Source organism: Pseudomonas fluorescens, assembly GCF_000802965.1.
GTDB classification, from domain to species: Bacteria; Pseudomonadota; Gammaproteobacteria; order Pseudomonadales; family Pseudomonadaceae; genus Aquipseudomonas; species Aquipseudomonas fluorescens_A.
This window is the reverse complement of sequence record NZ_JSAK01000002.1, coordinates 281,890-308,433: the sequence shown is the minus strand read 5'-3', so window position 1 is coordinate 308,433 and position 26,544 is coordinate 281,890. Positions and strand designations below refer to the sequence as shown.

Below are 26,544 nucleotides of genomic sequence, written 5' to 3'. Positions count from 1 at the left end.
CGAATACTGTGGCGAGGGAGCTTGCTCCCGCTCGGCTGCGCAGCAGTCGCCAATTTTTTAGGGGCGCTTCGCACCCCAGCGGGAGCAAGCTCCCTCGCCACAACGGTTTGCATCTTAAAGGCTCAACGATTCATCGGCGCCACAAACCGGCTCTTCGCTTCGCTATAAATGCCGGGTTCATCGCTGTCGACAATCCTGAAACTGATGCTCTGCGAACTACTGCTCGGCCGCTCCGTGGTCATCGCCACCGACACCGGCACGTCGACAATCTCCCCGGGCGCCAGGCTCAATTCGGTCTTGCCTTGCAACTGGAAGCCATCGCCATCGACCAACGTCAGACGGTAGTCCTGACGCTGCTGAGTTTTGTTGATGACCTTCAGGCTGTAGATGTTTTCGATCTGCCCCTGACTGTTCTCGCGGAACAGGCCACGGTCCTTGCTCACGTCCAGCGACACCATCGGCCGCTCGACCAACGCCAGCACCAGGGCCGCGATCATCACCAATAGCACGGCGGTGTAACCAATCAATCGTGGGCGTAACAGGTGAGTTTTGCCACCCTGCAACTGGTGCTCCGAGGTATAGCTGATCAGCCCGGGAGCGTAACCCATCTTGTCCATGATCGAATCACAGGCGTCGATGCACGCGGCGCAACCGATGCATTCCATCTGCAAACCGTCGCGGATGTCGATGCCGGTCGGGCAGACCTGCACGCAGAGCTGACAGTCGATGCAGTCACCGAGGCCCACCTCCGCCGGTTTGACCTCACGCTTGCGCGGGCCACGGTTCTCGCCACGGGCGACGTCGTAGGAAATGGTCAGGGTATCCTTGTCGAACATCACGCTCTGGAACCGCGCGTACGGGCACATGTGCATGCACACGGCTTCACGCAGCCAACCGGCGTTGATGTAAGTGGCCCCGGTAAAGAACAGCACCCAGAACAGACTGATGCCGCTCATTTGCAAGGTCAGCAGTTCTTCGGCCAACGGGCGGATCGGTGTGAAGTAGCCAACGAAGGTCAGGCCGGTCAGCAGGCTGATGGCCAGCCACAAGGTGTGCTTGGCCGAGCGGCGCATCAACTTGTTCAAGCCCCAGGGGGCGGCTTGCAGTTTGATCCGCTGATTGCGTTCGCCTTCTATGATTTTTTCGCACCACATGAAGATCCAGGTCCAGGAGCTCTGCGGGCAGGTGTAGCCGCACCAGACCCGCCCCGCAAACACGGTGATCGCAAACAGGCCGAACGCAGCGATGATCAGCAGCGCCGAGAGCAGGATGAAATCCTGTGGCCAGAAGGTCGCGCCGAAGATGTGGAATTTACTTTCGGAAAGATCCCAGAGCACGGCCTGGCGGCCGCCCCAGTTCAACCACACCGTGCCGAAGAACAACAAAAACAGCACGCCTGCGCCGCTGATGCGCAGGGTGCGAAACAGGCCGGTGAAACTGCGGGTGTGGATCAGGTTGTCGCTGGTCTTGACCTTCATCTTCGGGCGTGAAGGTTCGAATGTTTCTACGGTTCGGACGGGGATTCTTTCGCTCATGGTCTTTCGCTCATCAGCCTCCATCAGGCAGGAGCACTATGAGCGGCGATCTGTTTGCATAACAGACTCAGGTATTGCAATAAAAACCGGATCAGATGGGGTGCTAGCCCCGGCCTGCGACAAGTTGAAGCACCTGTCGCGGTGGGACGCGGGCAGCTATATCAGGCGCCTGCGGGTGCTGTTGATGCGGATCAGTCAAATCACCGAATCACTGTCTGTCGCCTTCAAATGCCGGCGACCGTCAATCGCGCCTGCTACGGTTAATGCGTCGGCTTCTGCTTCGGTGATGTAGATGCGCTGGCCGTTGAGATCCACCGCCGACATGGCCTTGGCCGAGTCGGTGACGATGGTGACATCGGGACACAGGCGAATTTCCTCGCCGTTTTCGGTGGTGAAGAAGCAGGTTTCGTTTTCGATGCGCACGGTCATGACGAGATCCTTTTTTCATCGGGTACTGAAGCGTTAGGTCGCCAGCAATCGCTATCGTTCTGTGCAACCGATTAATGGTCGCTGCGGTCCATCCTCCATGGCTCTTCTCAAGGACAACTGCATGAACGCCTGGTGGCATGAAGTCTGGGTAACCCTGCAAGCGGAATTCGCCGACATCGGCGACGCAGCACAATTGACCCGCATCACCGTGCGCCTGCTGATGGCGGCACTGCTGGGCGGCATTCTCGGCTTCGAGCGCGAGCACAAGGGCAAGGCTGCGGGCGTGCGTACGCACATGCTGGTAGCCCTCGGCGCGGCGCTGTTTGTGCTGGTGCCACAGATGTCCGGTTCCCAGGCCGACGCCATGAGCCGGGTGGTGCAGGGCGTGATCGCCGGCATCGGCTTCCTCGGCGCCGGCACCATCCTGAAAAACCAGGAAGGTGACGAAGGCCACGTCAAAGGCCTGACCACCGCCGCCGGTTTATGGATGACCGCCGCCATCGGCGTCTCGGCCGGGTTAGGCCGCGAAGCCACGGCAGTGGTCAGCACACTGTTGGCGCTGGCAATCCTCGGCGTGATGCCAAGAATCGTAAAACTCATCGATAAAGACAAAGACCCAATGTAGGAGCTGCCGAAGGCTGCGATCTTTTGATCTTTTTCTTCGGCATTCTTCGATGCGGCAAAAATCAAAGTCAAAAGATCGCAGCCTTCGGCAGCTCCTACAGGGGTTGCCTTTATTCAGGTGTAACAATCACCGGCGGCATCGTCGTCGGTGGTTCTTCCCTCGGCGGTGGGTTGGTGCCTGGCGGCTCTTCTTCGGGCACCGGTTGCGGATCGGTGGGTGGGATCACCGGGTCGTCGATGTTCGGGTCGGGTGTTGCGGCGGGGAAAGGATTGGTCATCGGTCTAACCTCCAGTGGCACATGGCGTGAGTCGTGCTTAAGTTGGTTGACCACCGTGTGAAGGTTTTGATTCCAGCCAATTGCCTATGAACTTTTGCCGGTGCCAGCCGCTCGGAACCTAAGTGAGTTCATTCGGCGCGGGGCTTCCGGTGCCGACGACAACCAGACACAAGAGCGTCCATGGGGCGTAAAGGAGTGATGCTCGATGACTGCTGAAAAACCGACTGAGTTGAGCTACAACCCGCACATGCCGCTGTCGCAGGCGCTTCTGTTGCCACGAATCGCGATCGAAAACACCATGCCGACGCTCGAAGGCGGGCAATTCGCGGTCAAGGCTGTGGTGGGGCAGAACGTGGTGGTGACCAGCAAGGTGTTTGCCGATGGTCACGACAAGCTCGCCGTTCGCGTACGTTGGCGCATCGAGGGCGATGAGGTCTGGCATAGCGAAACCCTGACCGATCTGGGCAATAACGGCTGGCAAGGCCAGTTCCGTGTGGAAGATCAGGGCCGCTATGTCTTCTGTATCGAAGCCTGGATCGATCAGTTCGCCAGTTTCCGCTACGAACTGGATAAAAAGCACACCGCCGGCGTTCCTGTCAGCCTTGAGTTGCAAGAGGGTCGTCTACACGTCCAGCAAGCGGCCGAACGTGCCGAAGGGCAACTGAGCGAACAACTGGCCGCGCTGCACCACGAATTGTCCGGGCTGCTCGAAACCGAGCAGGTCGCGCTGTTTCTGCACCAGCGTAGCGCCGAACTGATGGCCCAGGCGGATCATCGCGCTTACCTGAGCCTGAGCCCCGAGTACCCGGTGGATGTCGAGCGCGAGCTGGCGCAGTTCGCCAGTTGGTATGAATTGTTTCCGCGCTCGATCACCGACGATCCGGCGCGCCACGGTACATTCAATGACGTGCACTCGCGGCTGCCGATGATTCAGGACATGGGCTTCGACGTTCTGTACTTCCCGCCAATCCACCCGATCGGCCGCAGCTACCGCAAAGGCCCGAACAATTCCCTCACGGCCGGGCCCGACGATCCCGGCAGCCCCTATGCCATCGGCAGCGAAGAGGGCGGCCACGAGGCGATTCATTCCGAACTGGGCACCCGCGAAGACTTCCGCCGACTGGTCGCGGCAGCAGCCGATTACGGACTGGAAATCGCCCTCGACTTCGCCATCCAGTGTTCCCAGGATCACCCGTGGCTGCAGCAGCATCCCGGCTGGTTCAACTGGCGCCCGGACGGCACGATCAAATACGCCGAGAACCCACCGAAAAAATACCAGGACATCGTCAACGTCGACTTCTATGCCGCGGACGCGATTCCCAGTCTCTGGCTTGAGTTGCGCGACATTGTGGTCGGCTGGGTCGAGGAGGGCGTGAAGATCTTTCGCGTCGACAACCCGCACACCAAGCCGCTGCCGTTCTGGCAATGGCTGATCGCCGATGTGCGGGCGCTGTACCCCGAGGTGATTTTCCTCGCTGAAGCGTTCACCACCCCGGCGATGATGGCGCGATTGGGCAAGGTCGGTTACTCCCAGAGTTACACCTACTTCACCTGGCGCAACACCAAACAAGAGTTGGCGACCTATTTCACTGAGCTCAATGAATCGCCGTGGCGCGAATGCTATCGGCCGAATTTCTTCGTCAATACGCCGGACATCAACCCGGCGTTCCTGCATGAGTCCGGACGGGCCGGGTTTCTCATCCGCGCGGCGCTGGCGACCATGGGCTCGGGCCTGTGGGGCATGTATTCCGGTTTTGAACTGTGTGAATCAGCGCCGGTGCCGGGCAAGGAGGAGTACCTCAATTCCGAGAAGTACGAGATCCGCCCACGGGACTTCACTGCGCCGGGCAACATCATTGCCGAAATCGCCCAGCTCAATCGCATCCGCCGGCAGAACCCGGCGCTGCATACGCACCTGGGCCTGAAGGTCTACAACGCCTGGAATGACAACATTCTGTATTTCGGCAAGCGCAGCGCCGATGGCAGCAACTTCATTCTGGTGGCGGTGAGTCTTGATTCGCATCACCCGCAGGAGGCGAATTTCGAATTGCCGCTGTGGGAAATGGGCTTGCCCGACGATGCCAGTACCCAGGGCGAAGACTTGATGAACGGCCATCGCTGGACCTGGCACGGCAAATACCAATTCATGCGAATCGACCCGGCCCAACAGCCGTTCGGGATTTGGCGGATTACCTCATCTTGAATTCACTACCAACCCTGTGGCGAGGGAGCTTGCTCCCGCTGGGTCGCGAAGCGGCCCCATTTTCTTCAGGAACATGCGATTGACCGGTTTTTGCGACTGCTTCGCAGCCGAGCGGGAGCAAGCTCCCTCGCCACGGGTAATAACCCGTTTTTAGATCGGTGATCGGCTCAGCGGATATTCGAATTCATCAGGAGTTTCAAATGGCGAAGAAACCCAAGGCAGCCACATTCATCAAAGACCCGCTCTGGTATAAGGACGCGGTGATCTATCAAGTTCACGTCAAATCGTATTTCGACTCCAACAACGACGGCATCGGCGACTTTCCCGGCCTGATCGCCAAACTCGATTACATCGCCGACCTCGGCGTCAACACCATCTGGCTCTTGCCGTTCTACCCCTCGCCACGTCGCGACGACGGTTATGACATCGCCGAATACCGTGGCGTGCATAGCGACTACGGCACCATGGCCGACGCCAAGCGTTTCATCGCAGAGGCGCACAAGCGTGGATTGCGGGTGATCACCGAACTGGTCATCAACCACACCTCCGACCAGCACGCCTGGTTCCAGCGCGCACGCAAGGCCAAAAAAGGTTCGGCGGCGCGGGATTTCTACGTGTGGTCCGATGACGATCAAAAATACGACGGCACGCGCATCATTTTTCTCGACACCGAAAAGTCCAACTGGACCTGGGACCCGGTCGCCGGCCAGTACTTCTGGCACCGGTTCTATTCGCACCAGCCGGACCTGAACTTCGATAACCCGCAGGTCATGAAAGCCGTGCTGTCGGTGATGCGTTACTGGCTGGACATGGGCATCGACGGTTTGCGCCTCGACGCGATTCCGTACCTGATCGAGCGCGACGGCACCAACAACGAAAATCTGCCCGAGACCCACGACGTCCTCAAGCAGATCCGCGCCGAAATCGACGCCAATTATCCCGACCGCATGCTCCTAGCCGAAGCCAACCAATGGCCGGAAGACACCCAGCTGTATTTCGGCGACACCGACAAAAAGGGCCTGAACGGCGACGAATGCCACATGGCGTTCCACTTCCCGCTGATGCCGCGCATGTACATGGCGCTGGCCCAGGAAGACCGCTTTCCGATCACCGACATCCTGCGCCAGACCCCGGAAATCCCGGCCAATTGCCAATGGGCGATTTTCCTGCGCAATCACGATGAACTGACGCTGGAGATGGTCACCGACAAGGAGCGCGACTACCTGTGGAATTACTACGCGGCCGACCGTCGGGCGCGGATCAACCTGGGGATTCGCCGCCGTCTGGCGCCGTTGATGGAGCGCGACCGTCGGCGCGTGGAGTTGCTCAACAGCCTGTTGCTGTCGATGCCCGGTACGCCGACCTTGTACTACGGCGATGAAATCGGCATGGGCGACAACATCTACCTCGGCGACCGCGACGGCGTGCGCACGCCGATGCAATGGTCCATCGACCGGAATGGCGGCTTCTCCCGCGCCGACCCGGCCAGCCTGGTGCTGCCGCCGATCATGGACCCGCAATACGGCTACCTGTCGGTCAACGTCGAAACCCAGGCGGGTGACCCGCATTCGCTGTTGAACTGGACCCGGCGCATGCTCGCCGTGCGCAAGCAATCCAAGGCGTTTGGGCGTGGCACGTTGAAAATGCTCTCGCCGACGAACCGCAGGATTCTGGCCTACACCCGCGAATTCACCGGCGCCGACGGCAAGCACGAAATCATTCTGTGCGTGGCCAACGTGTCGCGCAGTGCGCAAGCGGCGGAACTGGACCTGTCGGCCTACGTCGGCATGGTGCCGGTGGAGATGCTCGGCGGTAACGCTTTCCCGCCTATCGGCCAGCTGAATTTCCTCCTGACCCTGGCGCCTTACGGTTTCTATTGGTTCGTGCTGGCGGCGGAAAACCAGATGCCGAGCTGGCACGTGGAACCGGCGCACAGCCTGCCGGACTTCACCACGCTGGTGCTGAAAAAGCGCATGGAAGAACTGCTGGAAGCGCCATCGCGCAACACCCTGGAACAAGAGATTTTGCCGAGCTGGCTGCAGAACCGTCGCTGGTTCGCCGGCAAGGACGCGGCCATCGACCAGGTCAACCTGGCCTACGGCGTGCGTTTCGGTGATGCGCTGCATCCGGTGTTGTTGAGTGAAATCGAAGTCACCAGCGGCGATCAGACCAGTCGTTATCAACTGCCGTTCGGCTTCATTGCCGAGGATCAGGTCGGTACGCCATTGCCGCAGCAACTGGCGTTGTCTCGAGTGCGTCGCGGGCCGCAGGTTGGTTTGATCACCGATGCCTTCAGTCTGGAAAACTTCATTCGCACCGTGTTGCAGGGCATGCAGGACAATCTGGTGTTGCCTTCGGACGGTGGCGAGATCCGTTTCGAACCCACTGCCGAGCTGGAGAAACTGGGCCTGACGGCTGAGTCGGAAGTGCGCTATCTGTCCGCCGAGCAATCCAACAGCTCGGTGGTGATTGGCAGCAGCCTGGTGCTGAAGCTGATTCGCAAAGTCGCGTCCGGCGTCCACCCGGAACTGGAGATGAGTGCCTACCTGACCGGCGCCGATTTCCGCAACATCTCGCCGCTGCTGGGCTCGGTCGTACGCCGGGACAGCAAGGGTGAAGACAACTTGCTGATGATCGCCCAAGGCTACTTGAGCAATCAGGGCGATGCCTGGGAATGGACCCAGAACAACCTGGAACGGGCGCTGCGCGACGAGTTGGCGGATGCCATGTCCGAGCAGGAGCAACACTACAACGCGCTCGGCGAGTTGAAAGATTTCGCCGGCATGCTGGGTCAGCGTCTGGGGGAAATGCATCAAGTGCTGGCGGCGCCGAGCGACAACCCGGACTTCGCTCCGCAGGTCACCACGCAAAAAGATGCGCTGGCCTCGGCCAAGGACGTTTCGGCGCAAATCGAGCATGCGCTGAAGTTGCTCAAGCAGCATCAAAACGAACTGAACCCGGGGGACAAAACCCTGGTCAGTCGTTTGCTGGACAACAAAAAAGCCATCCTCACGCATGTGCAAACCCTGGGCAAACAAACCGCCGGCGGCTTGCGCATCCGGGTGCATGGCGACTTGCACCTGGGCCAGGTATTGGTGATCAAGGGCGATGCCTACCTGATCGACTTCGAAGGTGAACCGGCACGACCGCTGCACGAGCGCCGTGGCAAACACAGTCCGTATAAAGATGTGAGCGGCGTTTTGCGATCTTTCGACTACGCTGCGGCCATGGCCATTAACGTGCACAACGTTGATAACACAGCAGAAGCACGGGCGGCCCGGCAACGGGTTTCCGATCGCTACCTGAGCGAAGCTCGACAAGCATTTGTCGACGCTTATCGGCTGGCGGCAGCTAGTCTTGGTCATGCATGGCAAGATCCTGAAGGCGAAGACGCCGCACTGGCGTTGTTCGGCCTGGAGAAGGCAGCGTACGAAGTGGCCTATGAGGCAGAGAATCGCCCCACCTGGCTGTCCGTGCCCTTGCACGGTTTGTACGGGTTATTGAATGGGCTCAAACCCTTTTCCGATCTTGGTGGAGAGTAGTCATGAGTTTCTCGAACAAGGAAACGGGTCAGCATCACAAAGAAGCGCTGCTACCCAGGGCGCGGGACATTGATGCGCTTGTACGCGCCGAGCATCACGACCCCTTTGCAATACTCGGTCCCCATGGCGATGGCGCCGGCGGGCAGTTCATTCGGGCTTATCTGCCGGACGCGTTGAGCGTGCAAGTGGTGGCCAGGGATTCCGGAGAAGAACTCGGCAATCTCGAAGCAACGCAGACCCCGGGGCTGTTCGTTGGCCACTTTGACCGGGCGCAGCCGTATGTACTGCGAACCCGCTGGGCCGGTGGCGAGCAGTTTTCCGAAGACCCTTACAGCTTCGGCCCGTTGCTCGGCGAGATGGACTTGTACCTGTTCGCCGAAGGCAATCACCGCGATCTCAGCGCGTGCCTCGGCGCGCAGCTGAAGACGGTGGACGGTGTCGACGGCGTGCGTTTCGCCGTATGGGCGCCAAACGCCAAACGGGTGTCGGTGGTCGGTGATTTCAATAACTGGGACGGACGTCGTCATCCGATGCGCCTGCGTCATCCCACCGGGGTCTGGGAATTGTTCATCCCGCGCATGCAGGCGGGGGAGGCCTATAAATACGAAATCCTCGGCGCCCACGGCATTCTGCCGCTCAAGGCCGACCCGATGGCATTGGCCACCTCGTTGCCGCCGGACACCGCATCGAAGGTTGCACCGCCGCTGAATATCGACTGGCAAGACCAGGAGTGGATGCAGGCCCGGGGCGAACGGCAGCGTCCGACCGCGCCGCTGTCGATCTACGAACTGCACGCCGGTTCGTGGCAATGTGAACTGGACGACTTGGGTGAAGTGGCCCGTCAGTACACGTGGCCCGAACTGGCCGAGCGGCTGATCCCGTATGTGAAAGAACTCGGGTTCACCCACATCGAACTGATGCCGATCATGGAGCACCCGTTCGGAGGTTCGTGGGGTTATCAATTGCTCTCGCAGTTCGCCACCAGCGCCCGCTATGGCAGCGGCGATGAATTTGCAGCCTTCGTCAACGCCTGTCACCAGGCCGATATCGGCGTGATCCTTGACTGGGTGCCGGCGCATTTCCCTACCGACACCCACGGTCTGGCGCAATTCGACGGCACCGCGCTGTACGAATACGGCAACCCGCAGGAAGGTTTCCATCAGGATTGGGACACGCTGATCTACAACCTCGGCCGCACCGAAGTGCACGGCTACATGCTGGCGTCGGCGTTGCACTGGCTCAAGCATTTCCACGTCGACGGCCTGCGCGTGGATGCCGTGGCGTCGATGCTGTACCGCGACTATTCGCGCAAGGCCGGCGAGTGGGTGCCAAACCGCCATGGCGGACGGGAAAACCTCGAAGCCATCGATTTCCTCCGTCACCTCAACGACGTGGTGGCACTGGAGGCGCCCGGCGCGCTGGTGATTGCCGAGGAGTCCACCGCGTGGCCGGGCGTCAGCCAGAGCACGCAACAGGGCGGACTGGGCTTCGCCTACAAATGGAACATGGGCTGGATGCACGATTCGCTGCATTACATCCAGCAAGATCCGATGTACCGCGCCCATCACCACAACGAACTGAGTTTCGGCCTGGTGTACGCCTGGTCCGAACGCTTCATCCTGCCGATCTCCCACGATGAAGTGGTACACGGCAAGCACTCGCTGATCGACAAAATGCCCGGCGATCGCTGGCAGAAATTCGCCAACCTGCGGGCCTACCTGAGTTTCATGTGGACCCATCCGGGCAAGAAGCTGCTGTTCATGGGCTGCGAGTTCGGCCAGTGGCGCGAATGGAATCACGACCAGCAACTGGATTGGTACCTGCTGCAATACTCCGAACACAAAGGCGTGCAGAAACTGGTGGGCGACCTCAATCGCCTATACCGCGAAATACCGTCGCTGCACGAACAAGACGATGTGCCGCAGGGCTTCCAGTGGTTGATCGGCGACGATGCAATCAACAGCGTTTACGCCTGGCTGCGCTGGAGCAAGGAGGGCAAACCGGTGTTGGTGGTGGCCAACTTTACGCCGGTGCCGCGTGAGGCTTATCGCGTAGGCGTGCCGTTTGCCGGGCGCTGGACCGAGTTGCTCAACAGTGATTCGGCGACCTATGCCGGTTCAAACTATGGGAACGGTGGCGGGGCGTTTACCGAGGAAGCGCCGAGTCATGGGCAGGCGTTGTCGCTGGTGCTGAATTTGCCGCCGTTGGCGGTGTTGATATTGAGCCCGGAGGGCTGATTCGAAACCGCGTCGCTGCCATCGCGGGCAAGCCCGCGATGGCGTCAGCTTGAGCAACGCGAATCTTGAGGACTTAACCTCACCACCGCATCCGCACACCCAAGCTACCAATCAAACCATTCAAGTCGTTGTCATCCACATCACTGCTGTAGTCCGCGCTGACATACAGGCTCACGGCGGGTGTCACTCTGGCCACCAGACCCAGACCCAGTTCAACCGTCGAAGATTTGCGACTGCTGCTGATCTTGTCGACCTCGTCGAGGGTCACGGTATTGCCGGTATACACCGTGTGCCACAAGTTGGTCCGCACATAGGGTTCGACGGGCAGGCCGTTGATGTCGTAACTGCCTTTCAATTTGGCACCGACGCGACCACTCCATGACGTCACGTCGCTGGAGGACGCATTGCCCGAGCCCGCATAAGGGGTGTCCAGGGTGATGCGCTGATTGATCAACTGCGCCTGAGGTTCAACCACCCAGTTTTCGCTGATGCCAATCGGAAAGCCACCTTCGACCGACAACGTTACCGCGCTGCCTTCGGCGGCTTGCCGGGCGCCTTGTTCGTTACGGCTGAAACCGTTGACCCGGCCACCACTGGCGGACAAGTCGACGTGCCAGCCTTGCGGGCCGGTCAAGCTGTAATAAGCGCCGAGGCTTTCGCCTTGCAGGTTGAGGGTGTTGGTGTTCGGATCAGACATGGCGCGATTGGTCACCAAGCCATTGCTGTTGGCCTGGAACTGGCTGGTGCCGCCGATCAGGCCGACCCGTTGAGTATGACCACTGCCGCTCTGCAAGGTCAGGATCGCCGGGCTTTTGAGTTCGCCGGAACCGGGGATGGAGAAGCCCTGAGCCAAGGCATCGTTTTGTGCCTGGCGTGAAGCTTTTCCATAGAGTTGGTCCCAGGCAGAGGGCGTTGCATCTTCGGTGATGAAGTGGCTGCTTCGCATATCGGGGTGAGGGCTGAAACGGCCGGGATACGTGGTGTCGAGGGCGGGCAAGGTAAGTACCGGAACGTCCTGGCGATACCAGGGCGTTGCTTCTTCCTCGGCCGGGGAGGCCTGCACTTCCATGGAAGAGCACAGCAGGAGTGAACTCGAGACAGTGCAAAAAGTAACTTTGATCTCTTGTTGGGTGAATGAGGTTTTCATGGGGGTCTACCTTGCAATCGCATGCCGTTCTCGCTTTGTCGTCTCTCCTACCCCGAATGAGGGGCGACCGATGGATGGGAGCAAGCCGAGGACCGCCCGGTTTAGCGGGTGTCTTGGCGGGCTTGTCCCTGATGTTGATGCCGGGGGTAGTACGGTGTAGCTAAGAAGACCCCTGCCACTGCGTCAAGAAAATGGCCGATAAGTGGTAGGGGTATTTTGGGTCATATAAGTGACTGATTTTCGACGCATGCCTAAGTTCTTGTTTATTGGCAAAATCGTCAAAATAGTCACGAGCTAGAGCGTTTGCTTCGTATTACCAGCTAATCCTCACACCGAAATTTCCGAACATCCCGCGCTGCTGATTGCTGTCGATATTGCTGCTGTAATCCGCGCTGGCGTAGACGCTGACGGAAGGGGCCAGACTCAGCACGGCACCGACGCCAAGATCGGCATAGGACGACTTTTGTTCAGTGTCGATATCGGTGGTGCTGGCGAAGGTGACCGTATCGGTGGCGGAAAACGTGTGCCACAGGTTGGCGCGCAGATAGGGTTTCAAGGGCAGGCCGGCGACGTCGTAGCTGCCTTTGAGTCGCGCACCGAGGCGTCCGGTCCAGGCGGGATCGGAGTCGAACTTCACCGTTGAAACGCCGTCGTTCTGGCTGTCGAGTGAAACCTGTTGATGGATGATTTGTGCCTGGGGTTCGAGCACCCATTTGTTCGCGAGCGCAAAAGGGTAGCCGGCTTCTGCTGAAAGGGTCACGGCATGGCCCTTGTTGTCGATCTTAAGGCCACGGTCGGAATGACTGTCACCGTCCAGCCAGGTGTACATCGCCACGGTATCGATGTACCAGTTTGCCGGGTCGGTCAGGGTCCAGTAGAGACCGACGCTGTCGCCCTCAAGCTCCACCTTGCCAGCACGTTTGCCTTCGAAGCCCTGGTTGAAACCGTCGACATCGCCTTGCAAGCGACTGTGCCCCACGAAGAACCCGGTGCGCTGGGTTTGCCCGCCAGCGGTTTGCGAGCCGAACAGGTCGTTGCCCACCTGAAATCCGTTGAGCGAACCATCAAACCGTGGCGTCACGGTGCCGGCCCAGGTCTGGTCGAGATCCTTGCCATACACCCGGCCCCAGCCCGCGCCGAACGCACCGGTTTCGGTCAGCAGGCGTTGATCGCCCTGGCGATCGTGGAAGGTGCCGAGGGCGGTCAGTGCCAGTTGCGCATTCGCAGACGGCAATACTGACCAGACCGGCACTTCCTGACGGTACAGGGGAATCGGTGCGGCGCCGGGTACGGCAACCGGCAGAGGTGGCGACCCGGCAGCGGCGACCGGCGTCGCGAGCGGTGCTGCATCCGGTGGGACCAGAATGGGGGGCAGAGTGGGGTCCGGGTTTGGCACTGAGACTGGTGCGACCAGAATCGGTGGCAAGGTGGGATCAGGGTTGGCCACTGCAATCGGTGCGACCAGAATGGGGGGCAAGGCCGGATCCGGGTTGGGCACCACGAGCGGTGGTACCAGAATCGGTGGCAAGGCTGGATCCGGGTTAGGTACCTCGACCAGCGGCACGGACACCACGGACGAGCGCAGGTACCAGCTGTTTGCGCTGTCAGCGGTGACACCGCCCTTGAACAGGTTGTAATCGAAGGCCCCGACCGACAGCGGTGTGTTGTTCAAGGTGAAGGCAGCGTTGTCGCTGGTTGCCGAGCCTTGGGCCTGTACCACCTGGATGCCGTTCTGCTGAGTCAGTGCGCCAAGGCCACCAAGATTAGTGACGGCAATCGTAGTGCTGCCAGTGATGGTTCCATCGTTGATCACCAATTTGTCGCTAGGTGAACTGTCATCGCCGAGGACACTTTGCAACAACAGCTGACCGCCGCTGCCGGCGTAATTGCCTTGCACCGTCAGCGTGTCGTTGGTGCGGGTATTGCCGTTGCTCAGGTCGATCACCCCGGCGTTGTTCAAGGTGGCGAGTTGGCCGGTGGTGAAGGGGGTGATGCGGCCTTGGGTCGATGTCATTGTGCTGCTGGCGTCGATGTTGAACACACCTGTGCCGCTGACGCTGTCACCCAGGACAAGATTACCGTCCAGATCGAAGCCCGAGCCGTTGTTCAGGTTGACCGTTTCCCAGTTGCTGTAGCGAGCGGCACCGGCAGTCGTCGTGTGATCGAAGGTCAGTACGTCGTTGCCGGGACCACCGTTCAGGCTTGGAGTCAGGGCAAGGGTGCTTTCGTCGAGGTTGCGTAAAATCGCGCTGTCGTTGCCACCCTCCATCAAAATCGCCGAGCGGATCACACCGCCGCCGTCCCAAACGAATTTGTCGTCACCCACGCTAGTGCGGATCTCGCCGACGATCTCGCCACCGGTCACGGTGATGCTGTCGTTGCCGCCACTGACACTGATGTTGCCGCCAATCTTGCCACCGGAGACGATGATGGTGTCGGTACCGAAACCGGTCACCAGGTTGCCAAGGATTTGCCCACCCGACATATCGAACAGGTTGTTATCGAGCTTCATGTCGACCCGGCCGATAGTGCCTCCGGTCATTCTGGCGGTGTCGCCGTCCTCGTAAGCGCCGACGATCGTGCCGTCAGTCATCAAAAAGAAATCGCGACTATCGCCCTGGGCCAGGGACTGAATGGTCCCGCCCGTCATGGTGAAGTTATCGACGCCGTTGCCTTGGTTGACAGCCCCGGAGATTTGGCCGGCACTGATACTGAAGTTGTCGGCGCCATCACCTTGATTGACCGTGCCGGTGATGCTGCCGGAATTCATGGTGATCGTGTCGCTGCCCGCACCGAACGTGACGTTGCCATTGATCGCGCCGGTGCCATTGGCGGGAAAGGTCAGGGTGTTATTGCCCGAAAGATCTGACAGCGCTGTGCTGCTGCCACTGTCACACGTGAAGTTGTCATTGCCGGCCGTTGGAGTGAGGGTGCAAGCCGCTTGAGTGGTGAGGGGCCAGCCGAGGCTTAGCCAGATCGAAACGGCACAGGCGCTGTAACGGTATTTGGGCAGATCGTTCGAAAAATTCATCCTTGTCTCCCGCGTATTAGTCGGCGGCTGAGCTGCGGCTTGTCAAAAGCAGCAAGGCATCAGGAGCCCATGGCAGCACGGGTTGCGAGACAACATCGGGAAGGAACACTTCCCGTAGCGGAGCACCTTCGGCAACGACGGCCACTGTGAGTCGCACGTCCGTACGGTTGGTTGTAACGGACGTGAGAACCGTAGCAGTAGTTTTTTGCGGTCGCTACTGTCAGAAATAACAGGTAGGGCGAAAAAATCACTCTCTTGGGAGAGGATTCAGCAGGGTTTCAGAGGTGCACTTCCACCGCCAACGGCAAATGATCCGAAAGGTGCGTCCAGGGCTTGTGCCCAAGGATTCTTGGCTCATGACTGCTGGCATTGCGCAGGTAGATACGGTCCAGGCGCAGCAGTGGAAAACGCGCCGGGTAGGTTTTGGCGGGGCGGCCGTGATGGCGCTCGAAGGCTTCGTGCAGGTAGTCGCGACGGGCGAGGGCGGCGTTGCCCTGGAGCTGCCAGTCGTTGAAGTCGCCGGCGATGATCACAGGTGCGTCGTCGGGCAAGGATTCGAGCAGTTGGCAGAGCAACTGCAGCTGAAGTTGGCGATGGCTTTCGAGCAAACTCAAGTGCACGCAGATGGCATGGACTTCGGCGTGGCCCGGTACGTCCAGCACGCAATGCAGCAACCCTCTACGTTCAGGCCCGGTGATGGAGACATCGAGGTTGCGGTATTCGCGGATCGGGTATTTCGACAGCAGCGCGTTGCCGTGGTGGCCGTCGGGATAGACCGCGTTGCGGCCATAGGCGAAGTCGCTCCACATGCTGTCGGCGAGGAATTCGTATTGCGAGGTTTGCGGCCAATCGTTGTAGCGTGAGGAATGGCGCTCATGCTCGCCAACCACTTCTTGCAGGAACACCAGGTCCGCTGATGTGCTGCGCACCGCTTCGCGCAGTTCCGGGAGGATGAAGCGTCGATTGAGTGCGGTGAAACCCTTGTGGGTGTTGACCGTCAGCACGCGCAATCGGTGAATGGCCGGCGGGGTGTTCAACGGCACTGACGCTTCTGGCTGCCGCTTGGGATTACTGGTCACTGTTACTCCTCTGAATCAGGGTCGCTTATGTATGCGACTGATGGCGGGGCGGGCAGTTCAGCGCGATTCGTCGAGACGTCGAAAGATCGCAGCCTGCGGCAGCTCCTACAGGAGAACGCATTCCAATGTAGCTGCCGCAGGCTGCGATCTTTTGATCTTCATACAAACACAATCTCATACGGCAAGCGCATCCGCTCCAGCACCACAGGCGGCAGCAGCGGTGCAAGTCCAATCGCCGGATCGCCATCGAGCTGACTGGCATAAGCATGGGTGGCGTGGCTTTTGCGCGCGACGGTCCAGGTGTCCAAACGTACTTTGCGCGCGCGATGCCACGGGATTGAAGCGTGATCCCGCGCCGCCAGGTGCCAGGCCCAGACCGGCACTTCGTTAATGGTTGCTCCCGCGATGGTCGCGGCATTGGCGCTGGCGCGACCGACAGCGTCATGGTCGCCCGTGCCGTCCTCGCACCAAATGCTGAACACCACGTCACCGGGGCGTAGATAACGGCTGATGAATTGCGTCAATTCCTGCTCATGCTCGGCCAGGGTGTTGTCGGTGAAGCCGCCGCGAATCCATTTCAGGCTGTGCATCGGCAACCCGAGCCGACGCAGGGCTTCGACGCTTTCCTGGGAGCGAAACACGCTGAGGCGTTTTTCCGACCAGTGCGCAGAAGTCGGTTGGCTGGCGCTGCCGTCGGTCACCGATATCAATTGCAAGGGATGGCCGGTGGCGCTGAGCAATTGCAGCAGACCTCCACACATCACCACTTCATCGCCGGGATGCGCAGAAATCACCACCGCGCGCGCACCCGCAGGGACCAAAGACTGAGTGCTGATGACCGGAATGTTTTCGAGTTGCGGGGCGCTGTTCCAGATTTGCCCTGGGGCGCTGCTTTCACTGATGGAAACAGGTTTCATGGGGTTACGTCCTTGTTACGCGAGCCACGCGGGCTGGTTGATAACGAAGCGCGGCACTCCGAACCCTGGAGTGCCGCGCATCGAGTATTGCTCATGTCAGGGTATTCGTCGCGTCCCGGGCGCGCTCAATTGCAATATTTATCGACCGTGTATCCGGCAGCGGTCACTCCTCTTCTTCATGCTGCAATTCGAACAGCAGCAACGACCGTCCGGTGACCGAGTATTCGTGACCGAATTCGAAGCGCTCCTGGCCGCGAATCGACGGTTGATTGGTGTCGATCATGCAGGTCCAGAAACCGCCATCGGGCACTTCCGGCAGGAGGAAATTGACGACATCGTGATGGGCGTTGACCACCAGCAGCAGGGTGGCATCGCCACCTTTGCGGCGGATACCGGTTTCCTGCGCACGGCCGTCGAGCAGCATGCCCATACAACGGTTGTGCGCATCGTGCCAATGCTCGGTGGTCATTTCGCTTCCGTCCGCCGCCAGCCAAGTGACGTCCTTGACGCCGATGTCCTCGTTGTAATTGCCCACCAGAAAACGTCCGCGCCGCAGAATCGGGTAGGCCAGGCGCAACTTGATCAGGCGTTTGACGAATTTGAGCAGTGCCTTGCCTTCTTCGCTCACGTACCAATTGACCCAGCCGATTTCGCTGTCCTGGCAATAGGCATTGTTGTTGCCATTTTGCGTACGGGCGAATTCGTCGCCGGCCACCATCATTGGTGTGCCTTGCGACAGCAGCAACGTGGCGAAGAAGTTGCGCATCTGGCGCTGGCGCAGTTCATTGATTTCCGGATCGTCGGTGGGGCCTTCGACACCGTGGTTCCAAGACAGATTGTTGTTGCTGCCGTCCTTGTTGTTCTCGTCGTTGGCTTCGTTGTGCTTGTCGTTGTACGACACCAGATCATTGAGGGTAAAACCGTCATGGGCGGTAATGAAGTTCAGCGAGGCATAGGGGCGCCGGCCTCGATGATTGAACATTTCCCCGGAGCCGGTCATGCGCGCGGCGAAGTCAGCCAGTTGGCCGTCGTCGCCTTTCCAGAAGGCGCGCACGGTGTCGCGGAACCGGTCGTTCCACTCCACCCAGCCGGGCGGGAATTTGCCGACCTGATAACCGCCCGGGCCGCAATCCCAAGGCTCTGCGATCATTTTCACCTGACGCAGCACCGGGTCCTGGCGGCAAGCGACGAGGAAACTGTGACGCTCATCGAAACCATCGTGATAGCGCCCGAGAATGGTCGCCAGGTCGAAGCGGAAACCGTCCACGTGCATTTCCGAGGCCCAGTAACGCAGGGAGTCGGTGACCATTTGCAGTACGCACGGGTGGCTCAAATCCAGGGTGTTGCCGGTGCCGGAATCGTTGATGTAGAAGCGCTTGTCGTCGGGCATCAAGCGGTAGTAGGAGGCGTTGTCGATACCGCGCATGGACAGGGTCGGGCCTTGCTCGTTGCCCTCGGCGGTGTGGTTGTAGACCACGTCGAGAATTACTTCCAGATTGGCATCGTGCAGGTGCGCGACCATTTCCTTGAACTCGGCGATCTTGCCGCTGGCCAGGTAGCGCGGGTCAGGGGCGAAGAACGCGATGCTGTTGTAGCCCCAGTAATTGGTCATGCCTTTGTGCAGCAGGTGCTGGTCATTGACGAAGGCGTGGATCGGCAGCAATTCCACGGAAGAAACGCCTAGCTTGCGAATGTGTTCCAGCACGTCATCGACCATCAACCCGGCAAAGGTGCCACGCACGTTCTCGGGGACCGTAGGGTGACTCATGCTGATGCCGCGCACGTGGGTCTCGTAAATGATGGTTTTGTCCCACGGCACACTGACCCGGTGATCGTGGCCCCAGGTATGCGCCGGATCGATCACCTTGCACTTGGGCACAAAAGGCGCACTGTCGCGTTCATCGAAACTGAGGTCGGCATCGGGGTGGCCGATGGTGTAGCCAAACAAAGCTTCGGACCATTTCAACTGGCCGACCAGTTGTTTGGCGTAGGGGTCGATCAGCAGTTTGTTGTGGTTGAAGCGATGGCCGTTGACCGGGTCATACGGGCCGTACACGCGGTAGCCGTAGATCAGGCCCGGATGGGCGTCGGGCAGGTAACCGTGAAAGATCTCGTCGGTGTATTCCGGCAGTTCGATACGTTCCAATTCCACTTCGCCGGCGTCGTCGAAAATGCACAATTCGACCCGGGTGGCATGGGCGGAAAACAAGGCGAAGTTGACGCCCAGACCATCCCAGGTCGCACCCAGCGGGAAGGGCAGGCCTTCCCGGATTCGCGAGGCCTCGGCTTGAGGTGCTGGCGCGGCTTTCTTTGGACTGGTCATAGGTGCTCCTGCAAAGTGAGGTACAGATACGCCGCAATCTGTGGGAGCGAGCTTGCTCGCGATGGCGGCGTGTCAGGCAATACATGTGTTGAATCTGGTTCCGTCATCGCGAGCAGGCTCGCTCCCACAGGTTATTTTTTTCAGGACGAGTGCTTTCACAATGGCGAGCGGACTCGCCACGGAATGAGTAAAAACAACAGCTGGAAAAAGTCAGACCGCAGGCGGTTTTCGCGCGGCGCGGGGCTTTTTCTCGACGGCTTTTTCCCCGGGAGGAATGACGGACGAAGCCGCAGCCGGTTTGGATTTGGCCTTTGGCGCAGCCACTTTGATCTCGCCTGCCTTGCCGTTGGCGGTCTTGCTGACGGCTGGTTTGCCGGCCGGGGCTTTCGCCGGTTTTTTCGGCGCTAGCGCTTCAGCCTCAGCCAGTTTGCGCGCCATCTCCCAGTGGCGGGCTTCCTGACCTTCGGGTTTTCCTTCTGACTCCCAGATCTGATAGGCAAACTCGCGGATGCGTTTATCGTCGGTACTCATCGCAATGCTCCTGAACTGAACTCAAGTGTCGCTAGTTTTGGATAAAGAGATTGACCGGGAAATCCCCCAGCGCGGCGCTGATCATCAGCTCCCTGTGTTCTGTGACTGTGACGCTGGAAAAAAGTCCCTTCAGATTTTCGTCTGCGCTCATGAACGGCAAATTGACCCGGGTATCGCCCCACTGCGGCGCGTCCACGTGTGGCACGGCACTGTTTTCCAGCAGCGCCGCGCAGCGGATCGGCACGATGACGATGGCGCGCTTTCCCTCCCATTCGCGCACAAAGCCCAGTACCCGATGTGCCTGGCTGCCGATGACGTCGAGGGCCTGGTAAGACCCACGTTGAAACAACTCGGCGTGCTCGGCACGTGTGTTTAACGTCTGCGCAATCAAGGCTTGCTTGATGCGCCCGTCGCGCCAGTGCTCCAACAAATCAGGCAGGTCCAGCGTTTGCTGCAAGGCCTGTTGGCGGCTGACGTAATCCACCGGGCGGCGGTTGTCCGGATCGACCAGGGTGAAGTCCCAGAAGTCGTTGCCCTGATAGAGGTCCGGCACCCCCGGCACGGTCATGCGCAGCAAGGTTTGCGCCAATCCATTGAGGGCGCCGGGTACGGCAATCGTCCGGGCTACCTTGGCCAGGGCAGTGCGCAACAGATCACCTTCAGGGCTCAGCAGCAGGCGCTGGGTGAAGCGTTCGGTCGCTTGTTCGTAAGCATCGTTCGGTGCGCTCCAGCTGCTCTGCAACTTGGCTTCACGCAGGGCTTTGCGTTGCCATTGGCTGATGCGTTGGGCATAGGCCTCAAGCGCCGGCTGATCATCGGGACGCAGGTCCAGCGGCCAACTGCCGAGCAACGCTTGATAGAGAATCAACTCGTCGCCGGCTGACGGCATCTGGTCATCGTCGCGTAACGGACGGGCGAGAGCGTGCCAGAGGCCGATCTGTTCGACGTACCATTTGCTGCGCTCACTCAACACCGCCAGGCGCGCGCGGGTGTCCTCGCCGCGCTTGTGATCGTGGGTCGCGGTGGCGAGCAGGTTGTCCGGGAACAGTTCCAGGCGCTGGAGGTTGGCCTCATGGAAATCAGATACTGGCGCACTGAATTGCTCGGTGCTGAAACCGACATCATTGCGTGACAGCAACACCGCCGAGCGATAGAACGCGGTGTCTTCCACAGCCTTCGCGGCGGCCGGTGAAGTCAGTTGTTGAAAGCGCACGCAGGCATGTTTGAGCCGCTTGCGCAGGCGACCGGCAGGACGTTTGCGCCAAGGCTCGCCACCCAACCAATTGGCCAGGCAATCGAGCACCGGCCAGTCAGCTTCGCCGAGGGTTTGCCGGGCGCCGTCCATGGCTTGCTGGAAAAACACTTCGTCCTGTTCTGAACGCCCAAGGGCGCTGATGTAGGTGCGATACACCGAGAAATGCACGATCAGTTCCTGCAACGCTCGACGGATCGCGCCGAGCGTCAGGTCACGGGTCATCAGGTCATCCCGCGCTACTTGCAACAAGGCTTGGGCGACGCTTTCGAAATCCCCGGCGAGCGAGCCATTGAGGATCTGCTGCCGCGCCAGTTGCGCTTCCTGGCGGAAGTCGGCCGGGCGTTCGCTGTAGCGCTGCCAGACTTCACTCAGGTTTTGCTGGCCCTCAGGATCGTGTTGCAGCAGCGACAACTGATTCATGAATTCGTAGCCGGTGGTGCCGTCCACCGACCAGTCGCGGTGCAGGGTTTCGCCTTCCCCGAGGATTTTTTCGACGTAGATCGGCAGGTGCCGACCCGGTGCCAGGCTGTCGACCCGACGCCGCAATTTGCGGCAGTAGCCTCGCGGGTCGGCGAGGCCGTCGATGTGGTCGATGCGCAAGCCGTCGATCAACCCTTCAGCCACCAATTGGAAAATCTTCGCGTGGGTCGCCTCGAACACGGCGGGGCGTTCTACGCGCAAACCGCCCAGTTCGTTGACATCGAAAAACCGCCGCCAGTTGATGTCATCCGCGGCAGTGCGCCAACTGGCGAGGCGATAACTTTGTCGCTCCAGCAGGTTGTGCAGCCGTTGGAAGCCTTCGCTGGTCAGCGAGTCGTAGGCTTCCAGGTTGTGCTCAATGCCTTGCAGGATCGCGGGGTGGCTGGCCAGTTCGCGTAATTCATCTTTTAACGCAAGCGCCAGGTTGTGGGCGTCGGTCTGGTAACTCAGCGTACTGAAGCGGTCCGCGAGCAATTTGAGCGGCTCGGCTTCGGCCTTGAGCAGCTCGCCGTAATCGCTGGGGCAAATGGGAAAGTGATGATCGTAATGCTCGACGTAAAACGCGCCGCGCTCATCGAAGCGCAGCTTCAGGGTGCCGTCCTGCAGCGCGATGCCGTAGTCACTGCCAAGGAACGGCAACAGCAACTGTCCTTCCATCAACGGGTCGGGTGAGTGCCACTGAATATCGAAGAACTCGCTGTACGGGCTCAGGCGCCCCCATTCCAACAAGTCCAGCCACCACGGATTGTCGTTACCGCCGACCGCCATGTGGTTGGAGACGATGTCGAGGATCAGCCCCATGTTCTGCTCGCGCAGCGCACTGACCAAACGGCGCAACGCTGCCTCGCCGCCGAGTTCCGGGTTGACCGTGGTCGGGTCCACCACGTCATAGCCGTGCATGGAGCCGGCGCGAGCGCTCAGCAGTGGCGAAGCGTAGACGTGACTGATGCCCAGACGAGCGAAGTAGGGCACCAGCGGCACAGCATCGTCGAGGGTGAAGTCTTTATGAAATTGCAGGCGCAGGGTGGCCCGCAGCGGTTGTGTCATGACCGGATTCATTGGTCACGCTCGGCCGCCTGAAGCCGCGCACAGGCGAGCAGTTCCAGGCGCCGGGCGGCGTCCGGGTCATCGAGCAGGGCTTCGCTGTTGCCGGGCAAACGTCGGGACCAATTGGGGTGAGTATCGATGGTCCCCGGCAGGTTGGCCTGTTGTTCTACGCCCAATGCATCCTCCAGCGGCAGCAGCACCAGCGGCGCGCGGGTATGGCCGAGGAAACGCACGCTGGCGTCGAGGATTTGGTCAGTCTCATGGGACTCTTCGCGAAAGTTTTGCGGGTCCTCACTCAACGTCCGGCGCAGTCCTTCGCGCTCGCGTTCGCGGTGCTGGCGCCATTCGATTTCACCGTTGGCATCAATCAGGCTGAGGCGCGCATTCCAGTCGATATCACGGCCATGCCACCAGCCATTGAGGGTGGGCAAGTCGTGGGTGCTGGTGGTGGCGAGTGCGTTGTCCGGCCAATCGAGGATCGGTTTGAAATGGGTGTTGTCCTGTTCAAACAGCAACACCCGCATGCCGAGTATCGAACGGGCAATGAGTTTTTCCCGCAGTCCGTCCGGCACCGTACCGAGGTCTTCGCCGAGGACGATGGCCTGATGGCGATGGGACTCCAGGGTCAGTAATCGCAGCAGGTCATCCAGCGGGTAATACAGATAGGCGCCATCGGCGGGCGGTGCACCGTTGGGGATCACCCACAGGCGCTGCAGGCCCATGACATGGTCGATCCGCAGGCCACCGGCGTGGGCGAAGTTGGCGCGGAGCATTTCGATGAACGCGCGGAAACCGTTGCGCACCAGACCTTCGGGGGAGAACGCGGAAATCCCCCAACCCTGCCCGGTGCGGTTGAGAATATCCGGTGGCGCACCGACGGTGAGGGCAGCGAGCAATTCGTCCTGACGACTCCAGGCCTGGCTGCCACCGCCATCGGCACCGACGGCCAGGTCAGCGATCAGGCCTATGCCCATGCCGCTGCTGCGGGCGGCGGCTTGCGCACGCTCCAGGCATCGGGTGATCAGCCATTGGCAGAAGGCGAAGAAGCCGATGCGTCCGGCGTTCTCTTCGGCGAACTCGGCGAGGGCGGCGCTGCGCGGGTTTCGCCACTGTTCGGGCCATTCGCGCCAGTCAAGGCTTTGCCCTTGGGCGGCGCGGGTTTCCTGAATGGCCTCGAAGCGGCAGTGGTTTTCCAGCGCTTCACCACCCGCATGGCGAAAACTGCTGAAGTCGGCGTGCAGCGGGTGTTCGCCCTGAACGAAACCTTCGTACAGCGCTTGCAGCAGTCGGTGCTTGGCTTCGGCGGCGGTAGGCCAATCGATCAGGGGCAGTTCTTCAAGATGCTTGAGTTCAGCGGCCAGACCCGTGGCGTCGATGGCGGTACGCATCGCGCGCTCACCGAGTATCGCCCCCGGCGCGCAATACAGGCTGTTGAGAAACAAACGGCTGGACGGCGAATAAGGGCTGTAGCGATGGGTATCGTTGGCAAACATGGCGTGCAGCGGGCTGATCGCCAGCGCTTCGGCGCCGCGTTCGCCCGCCACTCGAGCCAGGTCTTCCAGGGCTTGAGTATCGCCGAAACCGCCATCACCGGGACGGCGCAGGGAGTACAACTGCACGCTCAAGCCCCAGGTGCGCGGGATCGGGCTGTCCACCGCATCGCCAACGCTGTAGCAGCGCGCGGGCGCCACGGCCAGGGTGAAGCTTTGTCCGTCAATGTTGACGTGTTGATAGCCGACCGGAATCAGCCCCGGCAAAACGGCCTCGGCATCCAGTTTGAGGCTGAGTCGCGAACCATCTTCGAGGTGGATCTCGCACGGTGTCAGCGGCTCGAAGAAGTGCGCCAGATTCAGACCGACGCCGAAATCAGCGGTGATCAATGGCGGCAGGTGTCGCGTCTGTTGCACCGCTTGCAATTCGAGCAGGCTGGCGTCGATTTCCTGGGCGCTGCCGGCCGGGTGGCCGAGTCCGGTCAGGACCGCGCGTAACACTGATGGAGCGACTTTCTGCGGCCGGCCGTTGGCGTCGATCCAGTCCACCGCCAAACCAGCTCGGCTGGCCAGTATTTCCAGTTGCGCATCACTCATTGGCGCTCTCCATCCGGGGGTAGCAAAGGGGCTGCGGCCGTGAGGCTGACTAGCGCGCAATACGGGGCAAGCGTGCCCTGTTCCAACAGGCCGGCTGACTGCACCGGGTGTTCAAACAACAGCTTAGCGTCGGCCTGTGGGGTGTGGACCACGGGCGTGTCGCTGAGGTTCAGGTCAATGCGCAGCTGACTGCCATCGCCCAGTCGCCAGCGTGCGCTGACTGCGCCTTTGGCCAACACTTCGGCCCCCAATGCATAGGCTCCGGGCAGATGTGCAACGATGTGCTCGCGGCGAAGTTGCAGCAGACGGCGATACAGATCATGCGGGCTCGATGGGTGGGTTGGCTTGAGCTCGGGTCGAGACGCTTCGAAGGTCTGTTGCGCGTTGGGGTCAGGGATCTGTTCGCGTTTATGCGGATCGGCAAACGCGCTGAACGCAGCAAACTCGTTGCGCCGTCCTTCGCGTACCAGTTCCGCCAGTTCACCGTGGTGACTGGTGAAAAACAGAAACGGTTGCTCGGCGGCAAACTCGTCACCCATGAACATCAACGGAATCATCGGCGACAGCAGCAGCAACGCGGTGGCGGCGGTTAACGCATCCGGATGGGCCAGTTGATGCAGGCGCTCGCCAAAGGCGCGATTGCCGATCTGGTCGTGGTTCTGCAAAAACAGCACGAACGCGCTGGGTGGCAAATGTCCGCTGGGCTCGCCGCGGGATTCGCCGTGACGATTGATGTGGCCCTGGAACACGAAGCCCTGGCTCAGGCAGCGTGCCAGTTGTTCGGTGGGGTTTTGCGCGTAGTCGGCGTAGTAGGCGTCGGTTTCGCCGGTCAACAGCACGTGCAAGGCGTTGTGGCCGTCGTCGTTCCACTGGGCGTCGTAACCTTGTTCCAGCAGGCTGGCCTGGTTCTTTTCGTTTTCCAGCATCAGCCAGACGTGTCGCGACGGGTCGATTTGCTGCCGTACCCGTTTTGCCAACTCCTGGAGAAAGTCCGGGTCTTCGATGGCGTGCACCGCGTCGAGGCGCAAGCCGTCAAACCGGTACTCCAGCACCCACATCAAGGCGCTGTCGATAAAGAAGTCCCGCACCTCGCGCCGGCGGAAGTCGATGGCGGCGCCCCACGGCGTGTGCTTGTCCTCGCGGAAAAAGCCTTTGGCGTAGCGATGCAGGTAATTGCCGTCCGGGCCGAAGTGATTGTAGACCACGTCGAGAATTACCGCCAGGCCATGGCCGTGGGCGGTGTCGATCAGATGCTTGAGTTGTTCGGGCGAACCATAGGACGCCTGGGGTGCATAGGGCAGAACGCCGTCATAGCCCCAATTGCGGTTACCGGGAAATTGCGCGATGGGCATCAGTTCGATCGCGGTGACACCCAACTTGACGAGACGCGCCAATTGCTGCTCGACGGCTTCAAAACCACCGAGCGCACCAACGTGCAATTCGTAAATCACCGCTTCGTTCCAGGGACGTCCCAGCCACGTACTGTGTTGCCATTGATAGGCCAGTGGATCGACCACCACGCTGTGTTGGCCGATGTCGCCGTCCTGGGCGCGAGAGGCCGGGTCGGGCACCTCCAGTTCGCCGTCGATGTTGTAGCGGTATCGCGTACCCGCCGGGCAGCGGGTGTTGATCACGAACCAGCCATCGGCCTGAGGCAGCAATGGCAAGGATTGTCCATTTTCCAGTTCGACACTGACGTAAAACGCATCGGGCGCCCACAACGCAAATTGCGTTTGTTCTGCGTCCAGTTTGGTTGCGCCGTGGGGCCAGGTCTCAAGGGTCCGTAACGGCATTTCAAA

Annotated in this window: 16 protein-coding genes; 4 read left to right on the top strand and 12 right to left on the bottom strand. The window is 60.3% G+C overall.

The window, feature by feature from the left end:
• Positions 1-122: 122 nt before the first annotated feature.
• A complete protein-coding gene (gene ccoG, locus NL64_RS02880) occupies positions 123-1,535 on the bottom strand; it encodes a cytochrome c oxidase accessory protein CcoG (RefSeq protein ID WP_034146647.1) in 1,413 nt (470 codons plus the stop codon).
• A gap of 195 nt (positions 1,536-1,730) precedes the next feature.
• Positions 1,731-1,964 carry a DUF3203 family protein gene (locus tag NL64_RS02875; protein WP_034146646.1) on the bottom strand — a complete coding sequence of 78 codons (234 nt, stop codon included), beginning with the start codon at positions 1,962-1,964 and terminating at the stop codon, positions 1,731-1,733.
• Between the two features lie 121 nt (positions 1,965-2,085).
• Between NL64_RS02875 and NL64_RS02870 the strand changes: the two genes are divergently transcribed.
• On the top strand, positions 2,086-2,589 hold the full coding sequence (locus NL64_RS02870; RefSeq protein ID WP_034146645.1) for an MgtC/SapB family protein: 504 nt from the start codon (positions 2,086-2,088) through the stop codon (positions 2,587-2,589).
• Positions 2,590-2,698: 109 nt separating this feature from the next.
• Here NL64_RS02870 and NL64_RS30320 read toward each other — a convergent pair whose 3' ends face one another.
• Entirely contained in the window at positions 2,699-2,866 is a 168-nt protein-coding gene (locus tag NL64_RS30320; RefSeq protein ID WP_172668635.1) for a hypothetical protein, read from the bottom strand.
• Positions 2,867-3,071: 205 nt separating this feature from the next.
• Here NL64_RS30320 and NL64_RS02865 point away from each other — a divergent pair, with 205 nt between their 5' ends.
• From NL64_RS02865 to glgB, 3 genes are all read left to right on the top strand, one after another.
• Entirely contained in the window at positions 3,072-5,069 is a 1,998-nt protein-coding gene (locus tag NL64_RS02865; RefSeq protein ID WP_034146644.1) for an alpha-1,4-glucan--maltose-1-phosphate maltosyltransferase, read from the top strand.
• Between the two features lie 200 nt (positions 5,070-5,269).
• Positions 5,270-8,611: a maltose alpha-D-glucosyltransferase gene (treS, locus tag NL64_RS02860; RefSeq protein WP_034146643.1), complete on the top strand. Its 3,342-nt coding sequence runs from the start codon at positions 5,270-5,272 to the stop codon at positions 8,609-8,611.
• 2 nt (positions 8,612-8,613) lie between these two features.
• Positions 8,614-10,848: a 1,4-alpha-glucan branching protein GlgB gene (gene glgB / locus NL64_RS02855; protein ID WP_034146642.1), complete on the top strand. Its 2,235-nt coding sequence runs from the start codon at positions 8,614-8,616 to the stop codon at positions 10,846-10,848.
• Positions 10,849-10,927: 79 nt separating this feature from the next.
• On the opposite strand, the gene NL64_RS02850 is transcribed toward glgB, so the two are convergent.
• The 9 genes from NL64_RS02850 to treZ all read right to left on the bottom strand — a co-directional run bounded on the left by NL64_RS02850 (position 10,928) and on the right by treZ (position 26,538).
• A complete protein-coding gene (locus NL64_RS02850; protein ID WP_034146641.1) occupies positions 10,928-11,995 on the bottom strand; it encodes an autotransporter domain-containing protein in 1,068 nt (355 codons plus the stop codon).
• A gap of 313 nt (positions 11,996-12,308) precedes the next feature.
• Positions 12,309-15,026, bottom strand: a complete 2,718-nt coding sequence (locus NL64_RS02845) for an autotransporter outer membrane beta-barrel domain-containing protein (RefSeq protein WP_034146640.1) — start codon at positions 15,024-15,026, stop codon at positions 12,309-12,311.
• A 278-nt stretch (positions 15,027-15,304) separates the two neighbouring features.
• Positions 15,305-16,105, bottom strand: coding sequence for an endonuclease/exonuclease/phosphatase family protein (locus tag NL64_RS02840; protein ID WP_034146639.1), 801 nt, complete (start codon positions 16,103-16,105; stop codon positions 15,305-15,307).
• Positions 16,106-16,263: 158 nt separating this feature from the next.
• Positions 16,264-17,022, bottom strand: a complete 759-nt coding sequence (locus NL64_RS02835) for a PIG-L deacetylase family protein (RefSeq protein WP_034146638.1) — start codon at positions 17,020-17,022, stop codon at positions 16,264-16,266.
• Between the two features lie 163 nt (positions 17,023-17,185).
• Positions 17,186-19,345: a glycogen debranching protein GlgX gene (gene glgX / locus NL64_RS02830; protein ID WP_034146637.1), complete on the bottom strand. Its 2,160-nt coding sequence runs from the start codon at positions 19,343-19,345 to the stop codon at positions 17,186-17,188.
• 210 nt (positions 19,346-19,555) lie between these two features.
• Positions 19,556-19,876 (bottom strand): DUF2934 domain-containing protein, encoded by a 321-nt coding sequence (locus NL64_RS02825; RefSeq protein WP_034146636.1) that lies wholly within the window; start codon positions 19,874-19,876, stop codon positions 19,556-19,558.
• A 31-nt stretch (positions 19,877-19,907) separates the two neighbouring features.
• Positions 19,908-22,670, bottom strand: a complete 2,763-nt coding sequence (locus NL64_RS02820; protein ID WP_034146635.1) for a malto-oligosyltrehalose synthase — start codon at positions 22,668-22,670, stop codon at positions 19,908-19,910.
• Entirely contained in the window at positions 22,667-24,745 is a 2,079-nt protein-coding gene (gene malQ, locus NL64_RS02815) for a 4-alpha-glucanotransferase (RefSeq protein WP_034146634.1), read from the bottom strand. The genes NL64_RS02820 and malQ overlap by 4 nt, the downstream gene beginning before the upstream one ends.
• A complete protein-coding gene (gene treZ / locus NL64_RS02810) occupies positions 24,742-26,538 on the bottom strand; it encodes a malto-oligosyltrehalose trehalohydrolase (protein WP_034146633.1) in 1,797 nt (598 codons plus the stop codon). The genes malQ and treZ overlap by 4 nt, the downstream gene beginning before the upstream one ends.
• Between the last annotated feature and the right edge of the window lie 6 nt (positions 26,539-26,544).

Bases quoted from the DNA above. Each gene is read 5' to 3' on its own strand.
- ccoG (WP_034146647.1), bottom strand. From the start codon at position 1,535: ATGAGCGAAAGAATCCCCGTCCGAACCGTAGAAACATTCGAACCTTCA.
- NL64_RS02875 (WP_034146646.1), bottom strand. From the start codon at position 1,964: ATGACCGTGCGCATCGAAAACGAAACCTGCTTCTTCACCACCGAAAAC.
- NL64_RS02870 (WP_034146645.1), top strand. From the start codon at position 2,086: ATGAACGCCTGGTGGCATGAAGTCTGGGTAACCCTGCAAGCGGAATTC.
- NL64_RS30320 (WP_172668635.1), bottom strand. From the start codon at position 2,866: ATGACCAATCCTTTCCCCGCCGCAACACCCGACCCGAACATCGACGAC.
- NL64_RS02865 (WP_034146644.1), top strand. From the start codon at position 3,072: ATGACTGCTGAAAAACCGACTGAGTTGAGCTACAACCCGCACATGCCG.
- treS (WP_034146643.1), top strand. From the start codon at position 5,270: ATGGCGAAGAAACCCAAGGCAGCCACATTCATCAAAGACCCGCTCTGG.
- glgB (WP_034146642.1), top strand. From the start codon at position 8,614: ATGAGTTTCTCGAACAAGGAAACGGGTCAGCATCACAAAGAAGCGCTG.
- NL64_RS02850 (WP_034146641.1), bottom strand. From the start codon at position 11,995: ATGAAAACCTCATTCACCCAACAAGAGATCAAAGTTACTTTTTGCACT.
- NL64_RS02845 (WP_034146640.1), bottom strand. From the start codon at position 15,026: ATGAATTTTTCGAACGATCTGCCCAAATACCGTTACAGCGCCTGTGCC.
- NL64_RS02835 (WP_034146638.1), bottom strand. From the start codon at position 17,022: ATGAAACCTGTTTCCATCAGTGAAAGCAGCGCCCCAGGGCAAATCTGG.
- glgX (WP_034146637.1), bottom strand. From the start codon at position 19,345: ATGACCAGTCCAAAGAAAGCCGCGCCAGCACCTCAAGCCGAGGCCTCG.
- NL64_RS02825 (WP_034146636.1), bottom strand. From the start codon at position 19,876: ATGAGTACCGACGATAAACGCATCCGCGAGTTTGCCTATCAGATCTGG.
- NL64_RS02820 (WP_034146635.1), bottom strand. From the start codon at position 22,670: ATGAATCCGGTCATGACACAACCGCTGCGGGCCACCCTGCGCCTGCAA.
- malQ (WP_034146634.1), bottom strand. From the start codon at position 24,745: ATGAGTGATGCGCAACTGGAAATACTGGCCAGCCGAGCTGGTTTGGCG.
- treZ (WP_034146633.1), bottom strand. From the start codon at position 26,538: ATGCCGTTACGGACCCTTGAGACCTGGCCCCACGGCGCAACCAAACTG.